Source organism: Nocardia paucivorans NBRC 100373 (assembly GCF_000308675.1).
GTDB classification, from domain to species: domain Bacteria; phylum Actinomycetota; class Actinomycetes; order Mycobacteriales; family Mycobacteriaceae; genus Nocardia; species Nocardia paucivorans.
The window spans coordinates 75,396-99,145 of the sequence record NZ_BAGE01000053.1 but is presented as its reverse complement, the minus strand read 5'-3'; the positions used below and the strand labels follow the sequence as shown (position 1 = coordinate 99,145).

General features: G+C 66.5%; 25 protein-coding genes and 2 pseudogenes. 12 read left to right on the top strand and 15 right to left on the bottom strand.

Annotated features, from left to right (window positions below; all coding sequences use genetic code 11):
• Positions 1-355: 355 nt before the first annotated feature.
• On the top strand, positions 356-805 hold the full coding sequence (locus ON32_RS28085) for a Tn3 family transposase (RefSeq protein ID WP_083874661.1): 450 nt from the start codon (positions 356-358) through the stop codon (positions 803-805).
• A 437-nt stretch (positions 806-1,242) separates the two neighbouring features.
• Here the strand turns inward: ON32_RS28085 and ON32_RS28995 are convergent, their stop codons facing one another.
• The gene (locus ON32_RS28995; RefSeq protein ID WP_157224251.1) at positions 1,243-1,434 is read right to left on the bottom strand and encodes a hypothetical protein; all 192 of its coding nucleotides are present in this window, start codon (positions 1,432-1,434) and stop codon (positions 1,243-1,245) included.
• Positions 1,435-1,704: 270 nt separating this feature from the next.
• On the opposite strand from ON32_RS28995, the gene ON32_RS28990 reads away from it, so the two are divergent.
• Entirely contained in the window at positions 1,705-2,019 is a 315-nt protein-coding gene (locus ON32_RS28990) for a hypothetical protein (RefSeq protein ID WP_157224250.1), read from the top strand.
• Positions 2,020-2,256: 237 nt separating this feature from the next.
• Here ON32_RS28990 and ON32_RS28080 read toward each other — a convergent pair whose 3' ends face one another.
• Both ON32_RS28080 and ON32_RS19675 read right to left on the bottom strand, forming a co-directional pair.
• Complete coding sequence (locus ON32_RS28080; protein WP_245551159.1) at positions 2,257-2,400, bottom strand: hypothetical protein; 144 nt, start codon at positions 2,398-2,400, stop codon at positions 2,257-2,259.
• Between the two features lie 178 nt (positions 2,401-2,578).
• Positions 2,579-3,313 (bottom strand): TetR/AcrR family transcriptional regulator, encoded by a 735-nt coding sequence (locus ON32_RS19675; protein ID WP_040792443.1) that lies wholly within the window; start codon positions 3,311-3,313, stop codon positions 2,579-2,581.
• 97 nt (positions 3,314-3,410) lie between these two features.
• Between ON32_RS19675 and ON32_RS19670 the strand changes: the two genes are divergently transcribed.
• Positions 3,411-4,109: an NAD(P)-dependent oxidoreductase gene (locus tag ON32_RS19670; RefSeq protein WP_040792442.1), complete on the top strand. Its 699-nt coding sequence runs from the start codon at positions 3,411-3,413 to the stop codon at positions 4,107-4,109.
• On the opposite strand, the gene ON32_RS30220 is transcribed toward ON32_RS19670, so the two are convergent.
• The 3 genes and pseudogenes from ON32_RS30220 to ON32_RS19660 all read right to left on the bottom strand — a co-directional run bounded on the left by ON32_RS30220 (position 4,093) and on the right by ON32_RS19660 (position 5,578).
• The gene (locus tag ON32_RS30220) at positions 4,093-4,737 is read right to left on the bottom strand and encodes a VOC family protein (protein ID WP_051133475.1); all 645 of its coding nucleotides are present in this window, start codon (positions 4,735-4,737) and stop codon (positions 4,093-4,095) included. The two genes, ON32_RS19670 and ON32_RS30220, sit on opposite strands and share 17 nt — an antisense overlap.
• Positions 4,721-4,819: pseudogene (locus ON32_RS30885) on the bottom strand (hypothetical protein); the annotation flags it as partial. The gene ON32_RS30220 and the pseudogene ON32_RS30885, both read right to left, overlap by 17 nt.
• A gap of 159 nt (positions 4,820-4,978) precedes the next feature.
• Positions 4,979-5,578 carry a TetR/AcrR family transcriptional regulator gene (locus ON32_RS19660; RefSeq protein ID WP_040792441.1) on the bottom strand — a complete coding sequence of 200 codons (600 nt, stop codon included), beginning with the start codon at positions 5,576-5,578 and terminating at the stop codon, positions 4,979-4,981.
• A 77-nt stretch (positions 5,579-5,655) separates the two neighbouring features.
• On the opposite strand from ON32_RS19660, the gene ON32_RS19655 reads away from it, so the two are divergent.
• The gene (locus ON32_RS19655) at positions 5,656-6,168 is read left to right on the top strand and encodes a GNAT family N-acetyltransferase (protein ID WP_051133474.1); all 513 of its coding nucleotides are present in this window, start codon (positions 5,656-5,658) and stop codon (positions 6,166-6,168) included.
• 142 nt (positions 6,169-6,310) lie between these two features.
• Here ON32_RS19655 and ON32_RS19650 read toward each other — a convergent pair whose 3' ends face one another.
• Positions 6,311-6,619 (bottom strand): hypothetical protein, encoded by a 309-nt coding sequence (locus ON32_RS19650; RefSeq protein ID WP_157224249.1) that lies wholly within the window; start codon positions 6,617-6,619, stop codon positions 6,311-6,313.
• A gap of 265 nt (positions 6,620-6,884) precedes the next feature.
• Between ON32_RS19650 and ON32_RS19645 the strand changes: the two genes are divergently transcribed.
• The 4 genes from ON32_RS19645 to ON32_RS19630 all read left to right on the top strand — a co-directional run bounded on the left by ON32_RS19645 (position 6,885) and on the right by ON32_RS19630 (position 10,791).
• Entirely contained in the window at positions 6,885-7,997 is a 1,113-nt protein-coding gene (locus tag ON32_RS19645) for a coiled-coil domain-containing protein (protein WP_040792439.1), read from the top strand.
• A 110-nt stretch (positions 7,998-8,107) separates the two neighbouring features.
• Positions 8,108-8,725 (top strand): HdeD family acid-resistance protein, encoded by a 618-nt coding sequence (locus ON32_RS19640; RefSeq protein WP_051133473.1) that lies wholly within the window; start codon positions 8,108-8,110, stop codon positions 8,723-8,725.
• 150 nt (positions 8,726-8,875) lie between these two features.
• Positions 8,876-9,655, top strand: coding sequence for a DUF72 domain-containing protein (locus ON32_RS19635; protein ID WP_040792438.1), 780 nt, complete (start codon positions 8,876-8,878; stop codon positions 9,653-9,655).
• Positions 9,656-9,810: 155 nt separating this feature from the next.
• The gene (locus tag ON32_RS19630; RefSeq protein WP_040792437.1) at positions 9,811-10,791 is read left to right on the top strand and encodes a site-specific integrase; all 981 of its coding nucleotides are present in this window, start codon (positions 9,811-9,813) and stop codon (positions 10,789-10,791) included.
• A gap of 74 nt (positions 10,792-10,865) precedes the next feature.
• Here ON32_RS19630 and ON32_RS19625 read toward each other — a convergent pair whose 3' ends face one another.
• From ON32_RS19625 to ON32_RS29645, 4 genes are all read right to left on the bottom strand, one after another.
• On the bottom strand, positions 10,866-11,189 hold the full coding sequence (locus tag ON32_RS19625; protein WP_040792436.1) for a hypothetical protein: 324 nt from the start codon (positions 11,187-11,189) through the stop codon (positions 10,866-10,868).
• A gap of 52 nt (positions 11,190-11,241) precedes the next feature.
• Positions 11,242-11,733, bottom strand: coding sequence for an OsmC family protein (locus ON32_RS19620; RefSeq protein ID WP_051133472.1), 492 nt, complete (start codon positions 11,731-11,733; stop codon positions 11,242-11,244).
• Between the two features lie 45 nt (positions 11,734-11,778).
• Entirely contained in the window at positions 11,779-12,666 is an 888-nt protein-coding gene (locus ON32_RS19615) for a LysR family transcriptional regulator (RefSeq protein WP_040792435.1), read from the bottom strand.
• A gap of 393 nt (positions 12,667-13,059) precedes the next feature.
• Positions 13,060-13,470 (bottom strand): hypothetical protein, encoded by a 411-nt coding sequence (locus ON32_RS29645; RefSeq protein WP_040792434.1) that lies wholly within the window; start codon positions 13,468-13,470, stop codon positions 13,060-13,062.
• 369 nt (positions 13,471-13,839) lie between these two features.
• Between ON32_RS29645 and ON32_RS19605 the strand changes: the two are divergent.
• Both ON32_RS19605 and ON32_RS19600 read left to right on the top strand, forming a co-directional pair.
• A pseudogene (locus ON32_RS19605) lies at positions 13,840-15,983 on the top strand (molybdopterin-dependent oxidoreductase).
• Positions 15,980-16,459 (top strand): hypothetical protein, encoded by a 480-nt coding sequence (locus ON32_RS19600; protein ID WP_040792433.1) that lies wholly within the window; start codon positions 15,980-15,982, stop codon positions 16,457-16,459. The pseudogene ON32_RS19605 and the gene ON32_RS19600 overlap by 4 nt, the downstream one beginning before the upstream one ends.
• 481 nt (positions 16,460-16,940) lie before the next feature.
• Here ON32_RS19600 and ON32_RS19595 read toward each other — a convergent pair whose 3' ends face one another.
• The gene (locus ON32_RS19595; RefSeq protein ID WP_083874660.1) at positions 16,941-18,734 is read right to left on the bottom strand and encodes a molybdopterin-dependent oxidoreductase; all 1,794 of its coding nucleotides are present in this window, start codon (positions 18,732-18,734) and stop codon (positions 16,941-16,943) included.
• Between the two features lie 567 nt (positions 18,735-19,301).
• On the opposite strand from ON32_RS19595, the gene ON32_RS27250 reads away from it, so the two are divergent.
• Entirely contained in the window at positions 19,302-19,844 is a 543-nt protein-coding gene (locus ON32_RS27250) for a CAP family protein (RefSeq protein ID WP_051133471.1), read from the top strand.
• A 66-nt stretch (positions 19,845-19,910) separates the two neighbouring features.
• On the opposite strand, the gene ON32_RS19580 is transcribed toward ON32_RS27250, so the two are convergent.
• From ON32_RS19580 to ON32_RS19570, 3 genes are all read right to left on the bottom strand, one after another.
• On the bottom strand, positions 19,911-20,450 hold the full coding sequence (locus ON32_RS19580) for a hypothetical protein (protein ID WP_040792430.1): 540 nt from the start codon (positions 20,448-20,450) through the stop codon (positions 19,911-19,913).
• A 103-nt stretch (positions 20,451-20,553) separates the two neighbouring features.
• Complete coding sequence (locus ON32_RS19575; RefSeq protein ID WP_083874659.1) at positions 20,554-20,994, bottom strand: Fur family transcriptional regulator; 441 nt, start codon at positions 20,992-20,994, stop codon at positions 20,554-20,556.
• Positions 20,995-21,412: 418 nt separating this feature from the next.
• Positions 21,413-21,793 carry a MerR family transcriptional regulator gene (locus ON32_RS19570; protein ID WP_040792428.1) on the bottom strand — a complete coding sequence of 127 codons (381 nt, stop codon included), beginning with the start codon at positions 21,791-21,793 and terminating at the stop codon, positions 21,413-21,415.
• A 49-nt stretch (positions 21,794-21,842) separates the two neighbouring features.
• Between ON32_RS19570 and ON32_RS19565 the strand changes: the two genes are divergently transcribed.
• Positions 21,843-22,952 (top strand): alkene reductase, encoded by a 1,110-nt coding sequence (locus ON32_RS19565; protein WP_040792427.1) that lies wholly within the window; start codon positions 21,843-21,845, stop codon positions 22,950-22,952.
• Positions 22,953-23,750: the final 798 nt, after the last annotated feature.

Here is a 23,750-nt window from a genome sequence, read left to right as displayed (position 1 = left end):
TAGCCTTTTTCGTTACGTTTGGTGCACAAAAACCAAACGTAAATCCAACGTAACGTTGAGGAACCGGGAACGGCCGTGGGTGCTACCGGTCCGATCCCGGTCGTGTCCGGGCCGAACACCCTTGGAACAGCAGACGCCGAGCGCTACATGGGTATCGACGATTCGGCGGACAGTCCGCCCCGCGACGGCGCAGCGAACGATGAACCCACAACGGAAACCACTACCGGCGCGCCTTATACCCGACAGCATCGGCCACCGCGTATGAGGCAGCGGGTTGTGAACCGGATTCGGTCCGATCGGTGATCAGGGTGTTCCGGACTCCGCAAGACATCATCGGCCTTCGTTTTCAACCAGGATGACCCGCACCCATTACAAGGGCATGGAAGATCAGCTCTCTGCGCTCGGGTCGGTGCTCAACTGCGCGGTTCTGTGGAACAGCGTCCACACCAACCGTGCTCTGGAACAGATACGCGCGCAAGGCCATCCAGTGCGCGATGAGGACGTGCAGCGGCTGTCGGCGTTTATCCGCACCCATATCGGCATCGAAGGCCGCTGTGCCTTCCACCTGCCCGACCTCGGTGGCACCCACCGGACGTTACGCAATCCCGACGCCCGCGACGACGAGCGAGCAGGCGTTGCTCAGTGGCTGCGACCACACTGGTCGTCGACGTCGACCGAAGAGGATCGGCTCGGGATGCCGAAATCGAAGAGGCACAAACCAAACGGCGTAGATAGATCGGCCGGAAAGCCGGCTGTAACCGTCACCGTGTCCTGGAACTGGTTGGCCGGCGCCGGCCCTCGATAGGGCGGTCTGGCATTGTCACTCCGCCTCCGGCACTGGTGATGCAGAACCAATACCAGTCACTGTTCAGGTGATGGAATGCGTCAGACGTGCGAGAGGCGCCGGTAAGCTGGGCAAACCCTCCGCCCCCGCTCGAGCAGCTGCCCATCGCGGGGCTGGTCCTGAAGTAGATGCCCCAGACGTAGCGGTCCGCACTGTCGATGCGGTAGAGCCCGAGCCGGCGGCCTTCGAAGGTCTGCGGATCGACACCGTCGCGCACCTGCTGTGCGGCGTCATCGAAACTATGCGACGAGAACTGCCGGCGCACAGCGATCGGTAGGTCCGCGCTCCACACACCGCCACCGTGGATACCGCCGCCGGCGCAGGCAGGGGACCGAGCTCCGGTACTCGAAGCTGCCGAGTGACGACTACCCGGGCCGGGTAACCGACAACTACACAGATCAACCCGAACGACGCGCTGATCCGGAAAAACCCCACAGCAACGACTCGGCGCTGCCCGGAGCGCTTGCCCGAACGAGTGCCCCCAGACAAGACGCAACCGTGCAGGCGAGCAACAGGTACCGGGCGAGCCGTGACCGGAGTCGTCGCTTCTCCTGTCGACCGGGAAGATTGTCCGACTGCGCCGTGCTCATACCGGAAGCCTGGCCTGCAAGCAGGTTTCAATCCCCTGGCCCGGGCGGCGAAGCCCAGCCCATGCACCTCCCAGTGATGTCGAAAACTCGCCTGCATGAATCACCGTACGGATGGCCGGGCAAGAAAGGGGTTGCGGCGCCGGCGCGTGTGTGGGTAGCGTGCCGGGAGTTCGTGACATCACATTCCGATCCCGCGCCCCTGGTGCCGATGGCGCACAGCGGCGGCCACCACAAGAGAGCACCGGAAATCGTGGGCCGGGCCATCACTTCGTGACCACCTGCGGCTTCGCCGTCGCCGCCATCGACGCGCCCGGATATGGTGACCGGCCCCGAACAACAGAGTACGAGCAGCACATCGCCGTCCTTCGGCAGGCGGCAGGCGAGCCGATCGGCCCGACCATTGCCGGCTTGCATACCTACCTGGCCGAACGCGCCGCGCCGGAACGGCAAGCGACCCTGGACGTCCTGCAGGAACTGCCGCAGATCGGCACCGAGGGGCGGTCGGCTTCTGGGGCATCATGCACAGGGCACCAGGAAGGAAAAGACGTTGCACGCCAACGCGGGCGGGCATTTCCAGGTCCCTAGGTTCGAGGTCGACAGCGCGACACGGTTCTTCAACCGCCACCTCGGCCAGGCCGCCACATCACCGGCCTGATGTGGGCGGTATCGGCGCCGACTGCGCGCCGGTCGCCGATACCGCAGCCGTAGTCCGGATCGACCGCTCATAGCCGATCGGCACCGTCGACGAACGACGTAACCGAGGGCGCCGCCACATCCCCGTCAGCGGCCGTTTCGGCGGGAAGCGGGACCGGTCTCGGCCTGTCAACGCCCCGAGGTCTCTGCCGACACCTTCGCGTACTTGGTCAGGCTGCGCACCGAGGTGTGCCCGGACAACGCCACCGGCATCAATGTGGACGCGCCACTCTCGGCGGCGTGGGTGAGCCGGGAGTGGCGCAGTTGGTGCAACGTGAACGGGCCTCACGCCATTGTCATCGTACCGGCACGACCCGCAGTTTTACGGCAGATAGTGTGCGGCTATCTGCCGAACTCCTTGGTGCCGGATCGGGCGGATTTACTCCTCGACTCCCGACACGACCGGACGTGGTATCTCGCGACTCGAACCGGCCGTCACCGTCAGTCGAGGCTACTTCGTCACTTCCGCCGGGGTGCTGAGGGGCGTCAGTCCGAAGGAGCGGAGCAGCGCGTTCACCTCGTTGCGGTAGAGCTTTTCGGGGTTGCTGGTCTGCGCGCCCAGGTTCCCGCGGATCTCCAGGGCGACCAGCCCGTGGAGATGTCCCCAGATGCGCAGCGCGACTGCTATGACCGCAGGTGGCAGCTCGGGGAACTCCGCGCGGAACCGGCCGGCCAGGGCGGTGTCGAAATCCGTCCATTCGAAGCCGTAATCCGTGTACAGAGGTTCGGCGGTAGGCCAGGCGGCGGCGGCGAGTTCGGTCAGGCCGGCGCATACGCGATGCTCGGCTTCGGGCGCCGCACCGCCTGCGGGCGGTCGATATCCGGGTACCGGGTCGCCGTAAACGAGTCGGAACCCTTCCGGGTTCGCCAGCGACCATTCCCGGAAGGCGCACGCCCACGCCATGATCCGGCCGGCCACGTCGGCGGGCGGGCAGGCGTCCCGGGCGGCGAGTACCCGGTCGGCCAGTTCGCCGTACACCTCGCGGATCAGGACGGTGATCAGGTCGTCCCGGGTGGGGAAGTAGCTGTAGACGGCGTTGGGCGTCATTCCCATCTCGCGGGCGATGGAACGCAGGGTGATGGCACCGGGTCCGCCTGTGGCCATTAGTCGGAGGGCGACCTCTTTGATCTCGGAGATCGTCTCGATCCGGCGGCGCTCACGCCTGGTGGGGGGCACGGTGGTCATCACGACATCCTACATAGGCGTGAGAAAATTGCGCGTTGCATAAAAACTTCACGCCGTATAGTTTTCTCACGACGCGCCAATTCGTGAAGGAGCACACATGTTCATCGGAGTCGTCGGGGCGACCGGCAGAATCGGCAGTCGGGTGGTCACCGAAGCCCTCGACCGCGGCCACCACGTCATCGCTTTCACCCGCGACCTCGACCGGGCCGAGACCACCCACCCGAACCTGACCTGGAAAACCCTCGACATCTTCGACAGCACCGCGGTCGCCGCCGCCCTTCCCGGCCTCGACGTTCTCGTCAGCTGCTACCAACCCGGCAATGCCGCAAGGGATTTCGACGACACCGTCGCCCGCTCGATCGCCGACCCCACCGTCTACGCCACCGCCGCACGATCACTGCTGCGCGCTCTCGCCACCCACCCGCGCACCCGTCTGATCGTCGTGGGCGGCGCGGGCAGCCTGGAACGCGAACCGGGACTGGTGGCCGCCGACGCCCCCGATCTCGAGGATTCCCTCGAACGTATCGGCATACCACGCGAATACGCTGTCGCCGTTCACGGGCATCGGGAGGCCCTGAACGTGCTGCGCACCTCCAACCGTCACTGGACCTACTTCAGTCCGGCCGCCGAGATCGCACCGGGCGAACGTACCGGCCGTTTCCGGATCGGCACCGACCGGCAGATCGTCGACGCCGCCGGCCGCAGCCGCATCTCCATGGAGGACGCCGCCGTGGCGCTGATCGACGAAGCGGAACTCCCCCGATTCGTCCAACGCCGCTTCACCGTCGGATACTGACCGGCGACCGACCCCGGCCCGTGAGCTGCACGGTCCGGCCCGCCAGGTAGGGCAACGCGCGTACCGTCTCACCGGGAAGCACCGCGCCGAAAGCGGAGACCGCGACGACCTCCATCCGGCCTACCGGCAGGTCCAGGATGCGCAGCGGACCCCAGGCGACCGGTTCGGAACACAGTATGCGGTCATAGCGGTCGACGGTGGCCTCCAGATCGGTATCGTCCACCACCAACAGCACACTGCGCAGGTGGGAGACACCGTTGGCGTGGTTCGGGTATCGGGGCTGGTGGATCAGTTCCGGCGTCAGGTGGTGCGCGATGTGGATCAGTCCTTCGGGGGTGAGCGCACGGTCGAGGTGGACCGCCTGGAACCGCGCCGTCGCAACCCCGTCGGAGGTCTCCACCTCCCGCTGCAGGGGAAGGATTCCGCTCGACGACAACCCTGCCGTGCGCAGTCGCTGTTCGGCGGTCTCGACATCGTCGCAGCCGAACGAGCAGCCGTGCAGGCCTTCGTATTGGGCGATCAACGGGCGGATGTTCCACGGGTCGACCGGACCGTCCCAGTATTTCCAGGTAGTTCCGGCCGAACAGGGCGCACCGGTTTCCGGCGCCCATCGGGGTTCGTTCCCCACCGGGACGGGCGGAGCCCTTGTGTAGAGACAGGGGAGTCAGAGTGAAGCCGAGCGATTCGTACGTCGCCGCGGTGGCGTCCATATCCGTGGTGTAGAGAACGGAGTGGTCGATTCTGTCGATGTCGTGTTCGGTCACGGAGTTCATGGTGGTGGCCTCGTCGCGAAGCGCTCCAGCCGTCGACGCCCGAATGATGTTTTCCGACATCCCTTCACCGAATGTGGTGGATCCGTTGCCATGGTTTCAGGACGGCCCCGGATCGTCGAGACGGTGTCGCATCGCCGCGCTCGTGCGCTCGAGGTCGCCGGTGGCGAGTAGGTCGAGCAACGCGCCCCGCAGCAGGGCCAGTATCCGGGTGCGGCGGGCGCGCCCGTCATCGGTGTTCCTGATGTGCTCGGGCTGCGCGGCGGCGAGGATGTCGAGCCAGTCCTGAACGGTTTGTTGCGCGAAACCCGCCCAGGGACCGTCAGGGTCGACCAGGGAGCGAGTGTATACCTCCAGCCACAGCCGGAGCAGGGCTCGGTGCTCGTCGGCGGCGAGCCAGGTCCACAGTCGCTCGGCGACCGACGTCAGTCGATCGGCGTCGGGCGCGATGTCGCTCGGTGATGCGAGAGCGGGATCGGCGAGCAGTTCGAGTTCTGCGGAACGGGCGCGTGCGAGCAACGCGCGTATCAATCCTTCTTTGCTGCCGAACAGATACAGCAGTACGCGTGGGCTGGAGCCGATCGCCTTCGCCAAGGGTCGCAGTGACACATCCGAAAGGCCGTGGGTGAGCGCGTACCGGTAGGCGGCGTCGAGTAGTTCGGTTCGGCGGGCGGAAGGGCTTGCGGTCGGCTCGGTCACGGGTGCACCCTTTCCTCACTGAAACGATTGTTTCAGTGTCAGCGTATCGCAGGGACAGTGTGGTGAGGAGGGCGGTCATGACCGGTACACATATCGACGCCGGCGAGGGGACGGTAGCGGTCCGCGCGCTCGGCAAACCGGGGGATCTGGGCTGGGTGGTGCAGGCCCACGGTGAGATCTATGCCGAGGAATTCGGGTGGGATACGAGTTTCGAAGCGCTGGTGGCAAGGATTGTCGCCGAATACACCGCCGGGTCCGAGCGGTCACGGGAAGCGGCCTGGATCGCCGAATCGGGCGGGCGGCGGATGGGGTGCGTTTTCTGCGTGCGCGCCGGGGACGACACGGCCCAACTGCGTCTGTTGCTGGTGCATCCGAAGGTTCGAGGGCTGGGTGTGGGGCAGCGTTTGGTGTCGACCTGCCTGGATTTCGCCCGCGCCGCCGGCTATCGTCGGATCACATTGTGGACCAACGATGTACTCACCGCGGCGCGGCGCATCTATGTGGGCCACGGTTTCGAGTTGGTCGACCAGGCCGAACACCACAGCTTCGGTCGTGATCTGGTCGGCCAGAACTGGGCGCGGGATCTGTAGGGGGTCGACCCGAATACGCCGGGAACCTGCCACGGTTGGTGAGTGTGGCCGGTCCCTGGACCTCGAACCACGCGCCCTGTTCCTCACCGGGCGGCAGGTTTCCGGCGTCTTCGGGGTGCCCCTTCCGGTGGGGTTCGTTCGGTCAATCCGATATCCAGTTCGCCGGCGCCTGTTCGACATGGGGGCGAGCGCCGATGAAACTGTCGGCCACCCGCGCCAGCAGCTCTGGGCCCGACATGGACGCGATCTCGGTGTAGGCGATGGGTTTGGCGGCGAAAACCACCAGGTATTCGGCGTTGTCGGGCCAGAATCCGAATCCGATGCCGGTGGTGATCTCGGTCTCCCGGTCCCTGGTGCTGTATGCCCACCGGATCTGTCCCGGTTCCGGGGGGACCAGTATTCCGTCGGCGTCGGCGTGGGTGACGAACTGCACCACCGATCGCACCGACACCGATCGTCCGGCCGCCCAGCTCTGAGCGATCGGTGAGACCCGAAACCGCCATCCGTGCGTACGTGCGTCGAACTCTCGGCTCGCGATCTTTTGACGCCGTCGATTTTCCGCGTAGTACGCCTCCAGATCCATGGATCCCTTTCACATGCCGCCGATCCGAGGGATGAGGGTACTCGGCGTGTTCCGGTGTGGTGGACGGCGATCCGGTCGGATGCGTCCCGTGGTGGTTCTTCGCCGGAGGTGGGGTGGGTATTACGATTCTGCGGTGCCGAATGTCTGCAACTATCCGGGCTGCACCCGGCCGATCGTTCGCGGCGGGGGGCCCGGCCGCCCGTCGGAGTACTGTGATCTGCCCGAGCACACCCGGTGGCGGGCGTGGCGGGAACGGCAACGGTTGCAGCAGGAAGCACCCACCCCCACCGATAACGTCACTGTGACGGATAAGGGGCCGGTGGTGGCGGCCCGGTTACGCGCCGACGAACTGTTGATCCGATTCCGTGACCTGGCCGAGCAGGTGCGCACCACCCTTGATTCCGCTGTCGCCGAACTGTCCACCCTGGCCGACCCGTCGGTGGCCGAGGCCCACGTGCAGGCCGTACAGGCCGACGCCGCCCGACGTATCGCCGAGGCCGAGATGACCGCGGCCGCAGCCGAACAGGACCGCCGGGAAGCGGTACAGGCGCGGATCACCGCCGAGGAAGCGGCCGAGGACGCCGCGGCCGCCGCGGAGGCCGCCGAAGCCCGCATCGCCGAAGCGGAATCGCGGACCGCGGCCGCCTACACCGCCCGCGACGAGGCACTACGTGAGGTGGAGGCGGTCACCACCCGTGCCGCCGACGACGTCTTCGCCGCCCGCAGCGCCGCCGAGGCCGAGATCCGCCGGATACGGCACGAATCCGACGAAGAAGTGCAGCGGGCGCGGCAGCACGCCGCCGAGGAGATCGACCGGATACGGCGCGGCGCGGACACCGAGATCGAGCAGGCCCGACGCACGGCGGAACAGCAGGTGGCCACCGCCGTGGCCGAACGGGATCTGGCCGTGCAACGCGCCGCCGACGCCGACCGCGCCGCGGAGCGAGCCGAACAGGCGGCGACCGAACGCGCCGAGGCGGCGCGGGAGGCACGCACCGAATTGCACCGACTCCGAGCCGAATTGGACGCGGTGCGCGCCGAACTCGACGAGCTACGAAAGACCGCGGCGGCCGAGCTGGCCGCCGCGCGAGCGCAGGCCGCCGAGCAGGTGGAACAGGTGCGCGCGGAGGCGGCGCACCGTATCGAGGCGTTGGAACAGGCGCGGGCGCAGACCCTGGTGCGTGCCGAACGCGCCGAACGTCAACTCGACACCCTGTTGACCACCGGCGGTGAAGAGGCGTCCTGACAGGTTCCGCTGATCGCGGCAGCGATTCTGCGGCTCCGCAGATCACAACGCCACAGCGCTATTCGGGCAATCTCCCGGCAATTCACCGACCCCGGTCATATCATGTCGCTATGTCGACATACGAGCACGTGGATACGGGCCCGGCACCGGTGTTCGGTCGTGGTGTGCGGCAGGGGGTCATGGCCATGGGGATCTGTTCGGTCCTGTTGGGAACCGCGATCATCGTTTGGCCGGGCAAGACGCTGACCGCGGTCGGCGCCCTGTTCGGGATGTATCTACTGTTCGGCATGGTGACCCTGTGGACGGTGGCCTTCGGTGGGCGACTGGGGCGAGTGCCGCGAATACTGCTGTTCGTCGCCGGTGTGGTGTCGTTGGTGGCGTCGGTGCTGTGCTTCGGCAGCGGGAACTGGGTGCTGTTGCTGGCGATGTGGCTCGGCCTGGCCTGGGCGGTCCGCGGTATCGCGCACGCCATCGCCGCCGTATGGGAGGACGACGAACTCACCGGACGCGGCCGGCAGGAATGGTTCGGTTTGTGGACACTGGTCGCGGGCATCCTCGTCGCCGTCGCCCCGTTCGACAGCCTCGCCATGCTCGCCACACTCGCGGGCTGCGGAATGATCGCCTTCGGCGCACTGGAGATGTGGACCGCGGCACGGTCACCGTTCGCGATCCCTGCCGAACCGGAGTCCACCGAGACCGGATCCGACACCGCCGCCATCCGCCCCTGACACCCCGGTGGGACGGGCGCATCGTCACCCGACTTTCGGGTATGCGCCCGCCATGACGGCTTTCCCTCGACACCCCGAACCGCCGCGCCGGCACCCCGGTGCGAGGTTCGGGCGAATGCGGTCACCGGGCCGCGGGGACAACGGCCGGTCGTGACCCTGTTCGTCGGCACCTCCGGGTGGCAGTACCGGGATTGGCGTGGGGTGCTGTATCCGCGCAGGGTGCCGCAACGGCTGTGGTTGGAGCAGTACGCGACGGCCTTCGCCACGGTCGAACTCGACAACGCCTTCTATCGGCTACCCGAACCGGAGACCTTCACCGCGTGGCGCACCCGAACACCCGCGGATTTCCGGATAGCAGTGAAGGCCAGTCGTTTCCTGACCCACATCAAACGCCTCCGCGATCCGGCAGAACCGGTGCAAAGGCTGATGAGTCGGGCCGTAAACCTCCAAGACCGGCTCGGCCCCGTTCTCCTGCAACTACCGCCGACGCTGCGCGCCGACCCCACCCTGTTGGACACCTGTCTGCGCTGTTTCCCACCCGGGACGCGGGTCGCGGTCGAACCGCGTCACGACTCCTGGTGGGCCGATGACATCCGCGCCGTGCTCGAACGCAACGATGCGGCGCTGTGCTGGGCCGATTCCGCGGAACGACCGGTGACCCCGCTGTGGCGGACCACCGACTGGGGGTATCTGCGGTTGCACATCGGATCGGCCGAGCCCTGGCCTCGCTACCACGCCTCGACCCTGCTGACCTGGGTGCGTCGACTCGCCACGGCCTGGCCCGACACCTGCGATGTCCACGTCTATTTCAACAACGACCCCGGTGGCGCCGCGGTGTACGACGCGTGCCGCTTCGCGCGGGCCGCGGCGGCGTCCGGGATCACGGTCACCCGAACACCGGAGACCGTATCCATCGGCGAACCGGAATGAGAACGGGACCGGGCGCCGGCGCACACCCACCGGACAGGCCACAGAAACCCGCGGCCGACGACACCCTCCGGTGGGTGCCGAGGCCGAGGGCGCGGCTTGGATGTCGGTGGTCTCTGCGATGCTGGGAAACAGCGCAGGGCAGGAGGTGATGCGGGGTGAACAGCGAAGACCGGGACAGCGGGGACATCACACAGGGCCTGTTCTCCTTCGAGGCGGCGACGGATCCGACGCTGAACGGTTTCGACGCCGCCCTGGCCGCCCGCACCGACCTGGCGCCCCGATCCCGCGACACCTACCGCAAACGGATCGGGCACTATCTGCGGTGGCTCGCCGCCCATCCCGAACACGACGATGCCCTGCACAGCGCCGACGGCCGTGAGCGGGCGGTCGACGCCTACCTGAAGGCCACTCGGGAAAAACACGGTATGACCGACCGCACCGTGAACCTCACCCTCGCTGCCCTGCACATGTTCTACGACTGGCTCGGCCTCGGCGCCCCGACCGCGTCCTACACCGCCGTCGACCCCGCCGGACCACGCCCCCTGAGCCCACCCGAACAGCGTCGCCTCCTGCGTGCGGCCGCCGGCCGCGGAGCCCGCGCATTCGCTCTCATCACCCTCGGGCTCGACATCGGACCCCGAAGATGGGAGTTCGCCGCCCTCGACCTGGAAGCGCTCGACCTCACCACCTGGCCCGGCACCCTGACCATCACCAGCCCCGCCGGCCGCCACCGCGACGTCCCCCTACAACCAGGCAGCCGCGCCGCGCTCGTGTCGTGGCTGGCCGAACGTGGGCAGCGGCTTCGCGCGCACCACACCCCCGATCCCGAGGCCCTGTTCCTCACCGACACCACCCCCTACCGTCGCCCGGCTCCCCGCACCATCGACGACGCGATCCACACCATCGGTGTCGACGCCGGGCTGAACCTGTCGCCCGGGGTATTGCGCGCCACCGCCGAACAGCGGATGCTGCGCGAGGGCCTGGCCCCGACCGTCGTCGCCGCACGGCTCGGACAGCAGGCCTCCGACCCCGACCGTGTCCGCGCGCTCACCGGCCGCATCACCCCCCGACCTCGGGTTCGGGTGCCGCCGACCGGCCCCGAACAACTCGACCTGTTCGACGACGCCGCCCCCTGATCGGCCTCATCTCGACGGGGAAATCCACCTCGTCCCGGTCTCCGACGCCTACGGTCGTGAGCAGTGGCGGTGGGTCATCCACAGCAGAACGGGTCGTCACACGGTTTGCCGACCTCGCTGCCGTAGGCGGTGAGGTGCGCGATCGGGGCGAGGACGGCGTGGACGGTGCACGGGTCCAGGGCCGGGGCCGGTTCGGTGAGCGGGCGGCCCCAGGTGGGTGGGGTGTCGGTGATGTCGTAGCGGGCAACCCCGTCGACGAACAGGGTCCACATATCGTGGGCGGGAAAGGAATTCAACCGCAGCACCCACCAGTTTCCGTCGACCTCGGCGGCCACCGGGAAGTGTCGATGGCCGGTGCGTTTCCACTCGGGGTGGGCGTGGGCTTCGGATGGGAGCATATCGAGCCGTTTCGACGGTGGAAGAGGGTGAGCGACGGCATAGGTGGCCCGGTTATGGAACGGTTCGCCGGGTATCGGCGGCCACCTCGATGGTCGGGGTATGGGTTACGGGGAAATTCACCGACGCGGCGATGAAACACCTGGCCGCTGCCTCGGCGTGCAATTCCCGCGCTCGGTCGACCATCTCGTCGGAGGCGACGGTGACGACCGGGCGCAGTTCCACCTGCGTGAACCGTCCACCATCGTCACCGTTCTCCGTCATCGTCGCTCGGGTGTCGTCCCGATACCCGAGCACCGTGACACCGTCGACCGCACACAGGTGCAGATACCACAGCAGATGGCATTGGGCGAGTGCGGCCACGAGGAGCAGTTCCGGATTCCATCGACTCGGATCGCCGCGGAACGCGGGATCGGACGAACCGACCAGATCGGGGCGCCCGGGAGCCCGAGAGACGTAGGCGCGGTCATAGGAGCGGTAGTCGATGGTGCCGTGGTCTCGCGCGCCGGTCCATTCGGTGGAGCATTCGTAGTGATGGATGACCATACGGTCATCGTCTCGGACCGGTGCGTGGTTGTCGAAACACCGGTGTCATGGGATGTTCGCCGTTCGCAGCAGCGCCCTTTCGAGGCGGGTCAGCAGCAGTCGCACCGCCGGGGAGCGTTGGTCGGGTCGGCGCACCACCCCCAGGCAGGCGCGCACGGGAGCGTCGACGAGGGGCACCGCCCGCACCCCCGGTGTCGTCCCGGCGGAATGGGTGAGCACCGCGACACCCGCCCCACGATGGACCAAACCGAGCAGGGTCTCGGGCGAGTTCGCCTCGAGCGTGACCCGCGGTTCGACACCGGATCGTAGGCAGGACCGCTCGTAGGCGGTCCTGATCCCGGTGCCACGCGGTAGGCAGAGCACGGTCTCCTCACGCAGGTCCGACAACAGCAGCGAGGCCCTGTCGAGGCGATGCCCGTGCGGTACCACGACGACGAGCGGTTCGTCGCCGACCACGGTGACGTCCAGACCCTGCGCGGGGGCTTCGGCGAAGCCGATGAGCGCCAGATCCAGCGACCGGGACAACACCTGCGCCTGAAGGACGGAGGAATGGTCCTCGGTCAGGCCGACAGTGACCCCGGGATGGGTACGAGCGGTTTCGGCTATCGCATCGAGGAAACCGGGAAGAGAACAGCCCATGATCATGCCGAGCCGGACACTACCGCGCACCGCTTCGGCGAACTCGACGGCCGTATGAGCGATGGCGCCGAGCGATTCGAGGGCTGCCCGCGCGAGCGGCAGCACGGCCTCACCGACAGGGGTGAGCCGCACTCGGCGGCCGGAACGGTGCAGCAGACGATGCCCGAGTTCACGTTCGAGTTTGGCGATCTGGGTGCTGACACCGGATTGGCTGACGTGCAACCGTGCCGCCGCATCGGTGAACGACCCTTCGTCCACCACGGCGGCCAGGTAACGCAACTGATGTATTTCCATAACTACTGGTGATGATTTCCGGTGAACCCATCCGCTGTATGGATGGATACCGGTCGGCGTGGGTGGGTGCGGGCGTCGATACGAGAAACGGTCACAGAGAAGGCGTACCCAGCCACCGGGGCGCGGCCACCTGGAGTGGGGCGAAGCCCACTTCCTGCCACCGCGGCGAGGGGGTAGACAAGAACCCGCTTCCGATCCGTCACCGCGTACCGGAAGCGCGCAATACCCGCTCCACGCGGACGGGTTCCTTGTGGAGCAACGCTACCCGGGGCGGACCCCAGGCCACGCCGTCAGTCCGATCGAAGCCGATCGGCAGTTCCACTCCATCGGTGGTGCGGCCGGTGGACTTCGGGCTGCCCTCGATAGGGCAGGGAGCGAAACCTTCGAACCGGTTCAGAGGCGCGAGGCGAGATGAGGGACGATGAGGCCGGGAGCAGGGGGTGCGGTGCACTGTATTCCGCAGCGATCCTCATTCGGCGGGGTGGTTCCGTCCGGATTCTCGCAACCAGTGGTGTCGCAGTTGTAGTCGGGGGTGTCGGGAGCGTTCGTCAGGGGCTCCGAGTAGTACGCGAAGGCGTTGGAATTCGAGGTCGCGGCGCAGTTGATGATGGTTCTGTCGGTGAGATACCCGGTCTCGCCGAGCTCTGCGCAGCGACCGCTCGACCCTACCTGGGGGTTCGGGCCGTCGGCGAGCGAGACGGTCCAGGCCGCGGTCGACGGTGCAGCGACTGCGAAGAAGAGAGCGAGGGCCCCGATGAGCGTGCCGAGTGGTCGGGGGCTCGGGCTACGTGCTCGTGAACTCATGATTCGTTTCCGTTCTGTCTCGTCCCCCGGATGATCTGATCGATCGTATCTATCACCGCAGGTAGACGACAATGGTCGCGGGGGGCGACCCGCGGCGGCCACGCGGAGATCCGGTGGAACCGGAGTCGCGCATCGCACGTCTGGCTGCCCATCCGAAGGACACCAGGTCAGCGAACCGGCTCCGAGCAAACTCAGGGTGTCATGCGAGAGGTGGTGGTCGTCGACCGGTCCGTATCGGGGACAAACCTCGAGGCCCGAGCGAATGAGCAACGTGACGAGAAACCACCGGCAAGCCACTACGGGGCCGGTCGTTGCTCCCCGGTGCCGGTCTGTTTGCCGGGTGGAGACGGCGGGTACGCGGCGGGCATGGTGGCCGAGGATCGAATTGCCGACCCCTGGGGGATCCGTACCCCCTACGGGGCGGGCCGACAGCGGCCGCCGCGGGTGGATATGCACTTGGATGAGGGCCTCGCCGCCGAGGACGTCGAGAAATGGGTGCAGACGGCTTCGGTTCTGCACTCCAACGGCGACGCCTTCGATATCGCGGTCAAGAACGGCCGCATGGTCGGGGTGCGGGGACGGGACGTGGACCGGGTCAATCGGGGGCGGCTGGGGCCCAAGGACCTGTTCGGCCGGCAGGCGAACTCCTCCCCGGAACGTCTCACCCGGCCGCTGATCCGGGAGAACGGTGAACTGGTCGCCACCGACTGGGACACCGCGATGAACCGCATTGTCGAACACAGCAAACACCTGTTGTCCGAGCAGGGGCCGAGCGCCATCGGTTTCTACACCAGCGGCCAGTTGTTTCTCGAGGAGTACTACACCCTGGGGGTGATCGCGCACGGCGCCATCGGCACCGACCACGTCGACGGTAATACCCGGCTGTGCACCGCGACCGCGGCCGAAGCGTTGAAAGAATCGTTCGCCTGCGATGGGCAGCCCGGTTCCTACACCGATATCGACCATGCCGATGTGATAGCGCTGTTCGGGCACAATATGGCGGAAACCCAGCCCATGCTGTGGGCCCGGCGGAGATCGTCTGCGTCGATCCCCGATCGACCAAGGTCGCCGAATACGCCACCGTCCGGCTGGCACCGCTACCGGGCACGAATGTCGCGCTGATGAACGGGCTCCTGCACGAGATCATCGCCAACAACTGGATCGATCACGACTACATCGACCGGCACACCGTGGGCTTCGACGAATTACGTGACCGCGTCGCCGAATACCCACCCGAGAAAGCCGCCGAATTGTGCGGGGTACCCGCCGACGCTATCCGGCACGCCGCTCGGGTGCTGGGTACGGCCGAAGCGTTGCTGTCGACGGTCCTGCAGGGCTTCTACCAATCACACCAGGCCACCGCGGCGGCGGTGCAGGTCAACAACCTGCACCTGATCCGCGGGATGCTGGGCGAACCCGGATGCGGGGTGCTGCAGATGAACGGTCAGCCCACCACACAGAACACCCGCGAATGCGGCGCCGACGGCGATCTCGCCGGCTTCCGGAACTGGAACAACAACGCCCATATCGCCGAGCTGGCACAACTGTGGAATATCGATATCGACCAGATCCCGCACTATGCTCCGCCCACCCATGCCATGCAGATGCTGCGGTATGCCGAACAGGGATCGCTGCGCATGCTGTGGATCAGCGCCACCAACCCGGCGGTGTCCATGCCCGAACTCGGCCGGATCCGCTCGATCCTGGCCCAGCAACGCCTGTTCGTCGTCGTCCAGGACATCTTCCACACCGAGACCACCGCGCTCGCCGATGTCGTACTACCGGCGGCGGCCTGGGGTGAGAAGACCGGGACCTTCACCAACGCCGACCGCACCGTGCATATCTCCGACAAGGCGATCGACCCCCCGGGTGAGGCGCGCGCCGATCTCGACATCTTCCTCGATTACGCGCGCCGCATGGACTTCCGCGACCGCGACGGCAACCCGCTGCCTCCGTGGCACGATCCGGAGTCCGCGTTCGAGGCGTGGAAGAAATGCAGCGCCGGACGCCCGTGCGACTACACCGGCATCGACTACGGCAAACTCCGCGGCGGAAGCGGAATCCAATGGCCTTGTAACAGTGAGCATCCCGACGGGACCGAACGCCTGTACACCGGTGGCGAGTTCTTCGCCGCACCGGACTACTGCGAAACCTACGGAAAAGATATGGTCACCGGAGCGCCTGTCGAACCCATCGAATACCGGGCGATGAACCCGTCCGGCAAGCTGTTCGTGCCTTTCCATTACGGTTACTGGGACGCCACCACAGCAAGCACCGGGCACGATCGCGCCGCCAACGAACTCACCGTCACCGACTGGGATCCCGTCTCCAAACAGCCGATCTTCAAAACCGCGGCCGCCCGCATCACCGTGCTCACCACCGGCACCCGCGAACCAGCGCCGGCGCCCACTACGACGGCCTCACGCCCCGTCGGCGTCTCCCTGCCGGAAACCACCGGCGGCCGGACGGCTTTCGCCACCGAAACCGTCGAAGCCCTGGAAGAGAAGCCGTGAAACTCGACCTCGCGATCCGGGAGCTGCACCGCTCCGAACGGAAACTCGCGCTCGATCTCACCACCCTGGCCGCCCGCCACAAAGCCGACCACGAGGTGTATTACGTGGCGCGCGATATCGCCGGTTGGTCCATCGAGCACGTCCAACGACCGGCCCGGGCCGGCCACCGCTACGGACTCGACCTCGACAGCGAACCGCGCACCGAACCGCGCATCGCCCACGTCCAGGAACGCCTCAGCACCCTGTTGGGCGGCCGCAGCGAACCGGCGCTGCTCCTGCTCATCGACCTGCGTCACCTGCACCGAGTCGCCGCCGGCGTCTCACTCGACTGGGAACTGCTCGCGCAAGGCGCGCAGGCCATCAAGGACACCGACCTGCTCGAACTCGCCGAACGCTGCCATCCCGAGACCCTGCGCCAGATGCGATGGGCCAACTCCATGCTGAAAAGACTCGCTCCCCAAATACTTGCAAGCTGACCTCACAGGAGGCTGCGGGTACCCGGAAGATCGAGTCGGGGATCGCTCATCGCCCGTCTTCGAGGCGTGCCTGTTTGTCGCTGGAAAGACCGGGTACGGCAGGTTTGTGGACAGGACATGTGGGCACCTCCGAACGGAGCCCGCAACGTGATCGGGCTGCGGCCGGCGGTTCGGCGCGTGGTTGGCTCCGATGAGGGGGATGCGGTGGTCATCGGCTCCGGACCGAACGGGCTGGTAGCCGCGAACACACTGGCCCCCACGGCTGGGATGTGCTGGTGCTGGAAGCGACCCGCCGCCCTGGTGGCGCGGTGTCCACCAGCGCGATCACCGTACCCGGCTTCGTAACGACCTGTGCAGTGCCTCCCACCCTCTGACCGCGACGAGCGTGCCCACCGGTGCAGCGCGCAACTGTGGGCGTCGCACCATCGCCGGATCGCCACTGTCACCGTCGTGACGCCGACCGTCGGGGTCTTCGGATGGATCAGAGGGTTTGGCGGTACCCGTAGTACTCGTGATCTTCGTTGTAGCCACCGTACCCGCTGCCGAGTTCGCTGAAGTGTGCGACGAATTCGATGCCCTTGACCCACTTCACATGTTTGAACCCGTGTTGTAGCTCGTTGCGGAGCCGCAGGGGTGCGCCGTGGCCGTAGGTGAGTGGTTCGCCGTTCATCTCGTAAGCGAGCATGGTCAGGTGATGGCCCATCTGCTCGATCGGATGCACATCGTAATAGGTCCCGCCGTCGGCTCCCTCACCGAAGGAGTAGAATGCCACCCATTTCGCGTCCGCGACCGGTGTGACGAGGTCTGTGATCGTGCGCATGGAGACACCACCCCATTTCGCCACACCGGACCAGCCCTGAATACAGAAATGCTGGGTGATCTGCTCGTGGTGCGGCAGCGCACGCAAGTCGTCGAGCGATAGTTCGACAGGATGCTCGACCAGACCGTAGATCCGCAGCCGGTAATCCTTGAAATCGTTGTCGAACAACTGCTTGTACTCGGCGCTGTCGGGATAGGTCCCGTTGTGCCACAGGAACGGGGAGATATCTTTTTCGCGATAGCCGCCCGGGCGCGCATCGGAGTATTCGAACAACCGCTGCAGGGGGCCGATCAGCGCGTAACCGACACGCTGCACCAGCCGCGGATGCCGGAAGGTGAGTGGGGTGGCCGCCACCCACGCCACCGCCGTGACCGTCATCGCGGCCGCGAACACCCAGAAACCGGCCCAGCTGTCGTCATCGCGGGCGGCGAACATGTGGTTGAAGTTGCGCAGCGCGTCAGTGGCCACCACGAAGGTCACATGCGTGACGATGAACAGCAGGAAGAACACCATCACCAGGAAGTGGACCGACCGCGCGAACTGGATATTCAGCGGCCGCGCGATCCAGGTGAAACGGTTGGACAGGGCCGGTGACAATCCCAGGCCCGACAGCACCGCCAGTGGCGCAGCGATGAACACCACCGTGAAGTAGGCCAGCATCTGCAGGCTGTTGTAGGCCACCCAGCTGTCGCCGGTCGGCCAGTCCAGCGATAAATACTTTATGAGCACGGTCGCGGCATTGGGAAACACCTCCCAGCTCGTCGGCACCAGATGCCGCCACTGACCGGTGGTGAACAACAGCACGTAGAAGACGGCGCCGTTGAGCAACCACAACATGTCCATGCCCAGATGCCACCACCGGGCCAGTCCGATGGAGTGACGGATACCCGGGAGGCCGACGTGGCGGGGCAGGCCCACCGAATCGTCCTTGGCGGTCCACATCGGGTCCGACGGCACCGGCTTCTGAACCCGCAGCCATTCCTTTCCCGGCGTGCAGTCACGGGTGAAATACAGCCGCGGATGGTCGACCAGGATCTGGAGACCGGATCTGATGATGAACATCATCAGAAAGAGATTGAAGAAATGTTGCCATCCCACCCACGCCGGAATACCGGGGTCGGCCCGCATGCCCTCGGAAACCTGGATTCCCGGATATCGGGACATGAAGTCCTGCACCGCCGGCATGTTGTGCAGTCCCTTGGCGACCGCCACCGAAGTGACCAGCACGACGAAGCCGAGGGGAAGCAACCACAGGACGTTGAACCACTTGCTGCGGCCCACGCGCAGCCGGGGCGCGATGGCGCCCGTATCGGGTAATCCGCCCGCCCAGGTCCGAGGGTTCAGGACATCCTCGCCGGGCTTCAACTGCGATCGATAGCCCGGGTTCGAGGCGGCACCGGTGTCGACTTTCACCGGAGAATTCGGCCGTGGGTCGTGTCCATCGACGGTCCCCATACCCCGAGGCTACTCGCGAGTTGCACAATCGTCCCATTATTTACGATCGGCCACCGGCATCACCGAAACTGCTGGTCAAGTTTAATTTCGCGGCTTGTTCCCTACCGGCGTGCCACCGTGCGCGCCCACACTGCCCCGGCCGGGCCGGCCATGCCGGTCAGCGCCGGTCCGCAGGACAGTACGTGTCAGCGGGGCAGGGGGTCGTGCACCGCCGGTGCCCGCCGAGGGTGCCGCGCCGCGGGCGTGCTCGCGTGCCCTGCGCATCAGTCGGGCGAGGTGCAGTGGTGTGGCGCCGGTGTCGGAGTCCTGAATCCGGGTTTTGCAGGAGATGCCGTCGGCGATCACGAACGTGTCCGGTGCCGCCGCGCGGATGACCGGCAACACGCCTGCTCACCGCAGTCCATCGAGATTCGGTCCGGTCGGCGCCACCTCAGCGTGGCGGCGACCGATCGGTCGCGAGATCGAGCAGAATACGACCCGGTGACCATCCGGCCCGTCTCCCACGAGTGAGTTCATGCAGGTCGGAACCGCACTGAGGAGCCCGGGCCGCTACCGGGAAGGAACTCGATGAAGAATTCCTGCGCAGCGACCGCCGGTATCGTGGCGGCTGTGGTCGCCGGGGTGACCGCGGGCGCCGCTCCGACGCGGGCCGATACGTGGAGCGAGCAGGTGCTGGCCGCCCACAACGCGGTCCGCGCGCAATACGGTGCGGCTCCGCTGACCTGGAGCTCCGATCTGTACCCCGGGGTGCTGCGGCAGGCCCGCAGCTGCCGGTTCCCGGACGCGCAGTGGCCGGTGCGGTACGGCGAGAACCTCTTCGCCACCAGACACCCCAGCGCCGGTATCGCCGAGGCGGTGGCGTCCTGGATGCAGGAGATGGGCCGATACGACTACGCCAACCCCGGTTTCTCACCCGCGACCGGCCGGTTCACCCAGCTGGTGTGGAAATCCACCACCCAGGTCGCGGCGGCCGTCATGACCTGCCCACCCAACACCGTTATCCCCGGCTACTCCGGAAACGCCACCTATATCGTGGCCCGATACACCCCGCCCGGTAACTTCCCGGACCGGTTCCGGGAGAACGTATCCGGTCCCGCGGCGTTCCGGTGACGGTGTCACGGCCTCGTCCCGGTGGTGGGTCGCCCTCGTTCGTTCGGGGGTGACCCACCGGGCGGGTCACCAGACGAGGGTGAGGTTCGGGATGCGGACGCGGCCGAAGAATCGTTTGGCGATATCACTGCCGTCGCGGTTGTAGCCGTTCATGATGTCGGCCAGTTCGGTGGCCAGTTCCTGCAGGGCCGGGCTGATGACCTCGATACCGTCGTCATTGGTCCACCCCCAGTCGTGGGGGACGTTGTCGATGGTGATGTCGATGCAGTCGGGGTGAGGGATGTCGACGGTGATGACGATCTCGAGCGGCGCATCGCCCAGCGGGTCGCGCAGCGCCGGTTCACCCGGACGGGTCGGTGCGGCGAATGCGGTGCGGGCCAAGGCGATATCGGCGCGGATCATCTCGGCGACGGCCTTCAGATCGGCGTGTTTTCCCACCCGATGGTGCCGGTTGCCATAGGTACGGTCACCGATGATGCGGTGGCCGCCGTTGGCGAGGATCCGGTCCAGCATCCGCTGGGCGGTCGCGCGTTCCTCGGCGCCGGTGTTGGGGTGGTCGATGAGAGCGCGTAGGCGGTTGATACGGAGGCTCGCACTGATCGCCATGGATGGCAAGGATAACGTCACCACGGCCGCCGGTCGCGCGGGCTCGATGGTTCCGACCCGATGATTTCCGGTGCGGCGGCCGGCCGTCGGAATCCTTCCGGGATCAGCGGCTGTGCTCGGTCCGGCTCTTTGCGCAGTCGGGACACAGACCCCAGTAGATGACCTCGGCTTCGTCGATGGTGAAACCGTGGTCGTCGGAGGCGGTCAGGCAGGGGGCGGAACCGGTGGCGCAGTCGACGTCGGCGATGAGACCGCACGAGCGGCAGACGAGATGATGGTGGTTGTCACCGACCCGGGTCTCGTACCGCGCCACCGAACCCGTGGGCTGGATACGCCGCAGCAAACCCGCGGTTGTCAGTGCTCGTAGCACGTCGTACACGGCCTGATGGGACACTCCGCCGAGGGCTTCGCGGACGCGACCGATGATCGAGTCGGTATCGGAGTGTGGATGGTCGTGCACCACGTTCAGCACCGCCAACCGCGGCGCCGTGACACGCAACGCGGCCCGGCGCAGCATGTTCTCGTAGTCCGAGGTTGTTGGCACGATCGCAGTCTACCGGCATTCTGGAACCGCTCAAATATCCATCGTCGAGCGGGGTGAACTTCCGGCAAATCGAGTTCCCGGCCGCGAGGCGGAATCTCGTGGTCGGGCAACCGTTCACCGCCGGGTCAACCGCCACAACGATGTGATCTCCCCGATACGAGCGAGGTGCAGGGGCCGGATACTCCTCGTGATCGAACGTGCAGAGGGCATGGGCGCGCTTCGACGAGGAGCGTGCGGAAACACCCGACCGGCGCCGGGCGGGGGTGACAGATGAGAGGGTCCGGTCTACCGCTCCCGCGTCGAGGCATGGGAGCGGTGATCACCGAGAACCATACCGAGTGTCACGATCGATCCTTTCCCGAAGACGATACGCAAGCCTTACACGGTCGGCTCCGCACGCACGAATCGCCCGGTCCCGTCACTCGCCGATATCGTGGCTCGGGGTGGTCGTGGCGGCGCGGATGACACCGTCGAGGACTTCACGGGTGCGGTGCAGGTCCTTGATGCAGGCATCGATGCGGTCACGTTCGGCGGCCAGGGTTTCGGCGAGCCACGGGGTGGCGGTCTCGTTCGGGGTGCCGTCGCTGTCGTGGATGCAGGGCAACAGTTCGGCGATGATGCGGCTGGAAAGTCCCGCGGCGAACATCTCCTGGATGCGAATGACCCGATCGACCGCCGATTCGGTGTATTCCCGCTGCCCACCGGGGGTTCGGGTGGAGGTGAGCAGGCCCTGCTGCTCGTAGTAGCGCAGGGACCGCACGCTGACCCCGGCCCGTTCGGCCAGTTCACCGATTCGCATGACACCATCCTTGCACCTGACATTGATGTCAGGTTTTACGGTACGCCGCATGAGACTGTTGAGTGAATATCACGACCGCACTCTGCGCCTGCCGAACCGGGTGGTGATGGCGCCCATGACCCGACTGCGTTCCCGCCCGGACGGTTCCCCCACCCCCGACGTCGCCGACTACTATGCCCAACGGGCCTCGGCGGGATTGATCGTGAGCGAAGGAATCTGGCCACATCCGAGCGGGCAGAGCGAAGCATGGGTGCCGGGACTGCACACCGAGGCGCATGTGAACGCCTGGGGGCGTGTTACCGATGCCGTGCATACCGCGGGTGGGCGGATCTTCGCCCAACTCATGCACGGCGGCCGCAAGGGACATCCGCGTGCCCGGATCGACGGATCGCTGCCCGCCGGACCGTCCGCCGTATCCGACGGTGATGTCCTGCATCTGCTCGATGGCGGCAAGGCGCCGTCGCCGATTCCTCGGCAGATGAGCCGCGCCGATATCGCGGCGGCGATCGAGCACTACGCGGCCGCCGCCCGCCGCGCACTGGCCGCCGGTTTCGACGGAGTCGAAATACACGGCGCCAACAGTTATCTGGTCCACCAGTTCCTGGCCGACAACACCAATCTGCGTACCGACGACTACGGCGGCACCCTCGTCAACCGCATGCGGTTCGCCCTGGAGGTCACCGATGCGGTGGCCGACGCCATCGGCGCGGATCGGACGGCGATCCGACTGTCACCGGGCAACCCTCAATTCGCCATGCGCGAAGACGATCCGGCGCCCCTGTATCGGCGGCTCGTCACCGAACTGGACCGTCGCGGGTTGGCGTATCTGCACCTCACCGACAACGACCGATATCCGGCGTTGGCCGACCTGCGGTTACGCTGGAACGGCACACTGATCGGGAACATCGGTGAAAACCGCGCGCCGACAACGGCGGCCGCGGCCGAACGCGTCCTGTCCGAGGGGCACGCCGACCTGGTATCGTTCGGACGGCCCTTCATCGCGAATCCCGACCTGGTGGAGCGGATCCGGCACGACCTACCCTTGGCCTCGATCCGCGAGGAGTTGCTCTACGGCCGATCCGCCCAGGGCTACAGCGACTATCCCCGGTGGAACGGTTCCCCGGTCTCCGTTCCGGCCGGGGAGCAGGTGATCGGGTAACCGATCATCGGCGAATACGCCGGCGGGGTCGGGTTTTCCGCATCGAACCACACGACCGGCGCGGAGAGGGCGGTCCCTCGGTCGGGCCCACGGGATCACTCCGCCGCGCACGGACGAATTCCCGCACAGGGCGGTGGTGGTCGACTTCCGCGCGGGGAACCGACCCCCTGCGCCCCGGATACGGTCGGTCCGTCGAGACGTCGGTGACGCGATGGCCGCGGGGTCGGATGTGAACGCTCGACGATGTCCGACCGCATACCGAATCCCTTTCGAAATAGAAATTCGATCAATCGACGACAATCGATGGCCTATTATCCCCGATTTCGGTACGCGGAATCCGGTGTGCGACCTCGGCGTCATCAAGGGAATCCCGCCTCTCGAGGCCCCGTTGCACAGCTCACCGAAACTCGTTTATCATGGCCTTCTCAGGCGGGTGTAGATCATGAATACGCGTAACCCGCTGTCGGCCCGGACCCATCGAGCCGGACCGGCATACAAACGAATTCCCCCATTTGTCGGGGATGTGGGGAATACGAAGCGCGAATTCGACCACAACGAGGTCGTCGAATTCGCGACGGGATAAACTGGTACAGAGGTACGCCACGTCCAGAAGGCGATCCTATGCAGCCGATGCCGATGAATACCACCTTTGTTCGCTTCCCGCTCTCCGAACCCGACTCGGGTCCGGGTCGCTTCGGCGACCTGCGCATCCTTCGTCCCGGGGACGGCGGCGACGCGGGCGCCTATCTCGATACGCGTCAGTGTCCCGGACCCGCCGCACGGCCGCTGCGGGGCAAC

What these genes read in the sequence shown, in the direction of transcription:
- ON32_RS19620 (WP_051133472.1), bottom strand. Translation starts at nt 11,733, where the DNA reads ATGGTCATCCATCACTACGAATGCTCCACCGAATGGACCGGCGCGCGA.
- ON32_RS19595 (WP_083874660.1), bottom strand. Translation starts at nt 18,734, where the DNA reads ATGGGGACCGTCGATGGACACGACCCACGGCCGAATTCTCCGGTGAAA.
- ON32_RS19675 (WP_040792443.1), bottom strand. Translation starts at nt 3,313, where the DNA reads ATGACCACCGTGCCCCCCACCAGGCGTGAGCGCCGCCGGATCGAGACG.
- ON32_RS28995 (WP_157224251.1), bottom strand. Translation starts at nt 1,434, where the DNA reads ATGAGCACGGCGCAGTCGGACAATCTTCCCGGTCGACAGGAGAAGCGA.
- ON32_RS19640 (WP_051133473.1), top strand. Translation starts at nt 8,108, where the DNA reads ATGTCGACATACGAGCACGTGGATACGGGCCCGGCACCGGTGTTCGGT.
- ON32_RS19625 (WP_040792436.1), bottom strand. Translation starts at nt 11,189, where the DNA reads ATGCTCCCATCCGAAGCCCACGCCCACCCCGAGTGGAAACGCACCGGC.
- ON32_RS19615 (WP_040792435.1), bottom strand. Translation starts at nt 12,666, where the DNA reads ATGGAAATACATCAGTTGCGTTACCTGGCCGCCGTGGTGGACGAAGGG.
- ON32_RS19655 (WP_051133474.1), top strand. Translation starts at nt 5,656, where the DNA reads ATGACCGGTACACATATCGACGCCGGCGAGGGGACGGTAGCGGTCCGC.
- ON32_RS29645 (WP_040792434.1), bottom strand. Translation starts at nt 13,470, where the DNA reads ATGAGTTCACGAGCACGTAGCCCGAGCCCCCGACCACTCGGCACGCTC.
- ON32_RS19570 (WP_040792428.1), bottom strand. Translation starts at nt 21,793, where the DNA reads ATGCGAATCGGTGAACTGGCCGAACGGGCCGGGGTCAGCGTGCGGTCC.
- ON32_RS19670 (WP_040792442.1), top strand. Translation starts at nt 3,411, where the DNA reads ATGTTCATCGGAGTCGTCGGGGCGACCGGCAGAATCGGCAGTCGGGTG.
- ON32_RS19565 (WP_040792427.1), top strand. Translation starts at nt 21,843, where the DNA reads ATGAGACTGTTGAGTGAATATCACGACCGCACTCTGCGCCTGCCGAAC.
- ON32_RS19580 (WP_040792430.1), bottom strand. Translation starts at nt 20,450, where the DNA reads ATGGCGATCAGTGCGAGCCTCCGTATCAACCGCCTACGCGCTCTCATC.
- ON32_RS27250 (WP_051133471.1), top strand. Translation starts at nt 19,302, where the DNA reads ATGAAGAATTCCTGCGCAGCGACCGCCGGTATCGTGGCGGCTGTGGTC.
- ON32_RS28085 (WP_083874661.1), top strand. Translation starts at nt 356, where the DNA reads ATGACCCGCACCCATTACAAGGGCATGGAAGATCAGCTCTCTGCGCTC.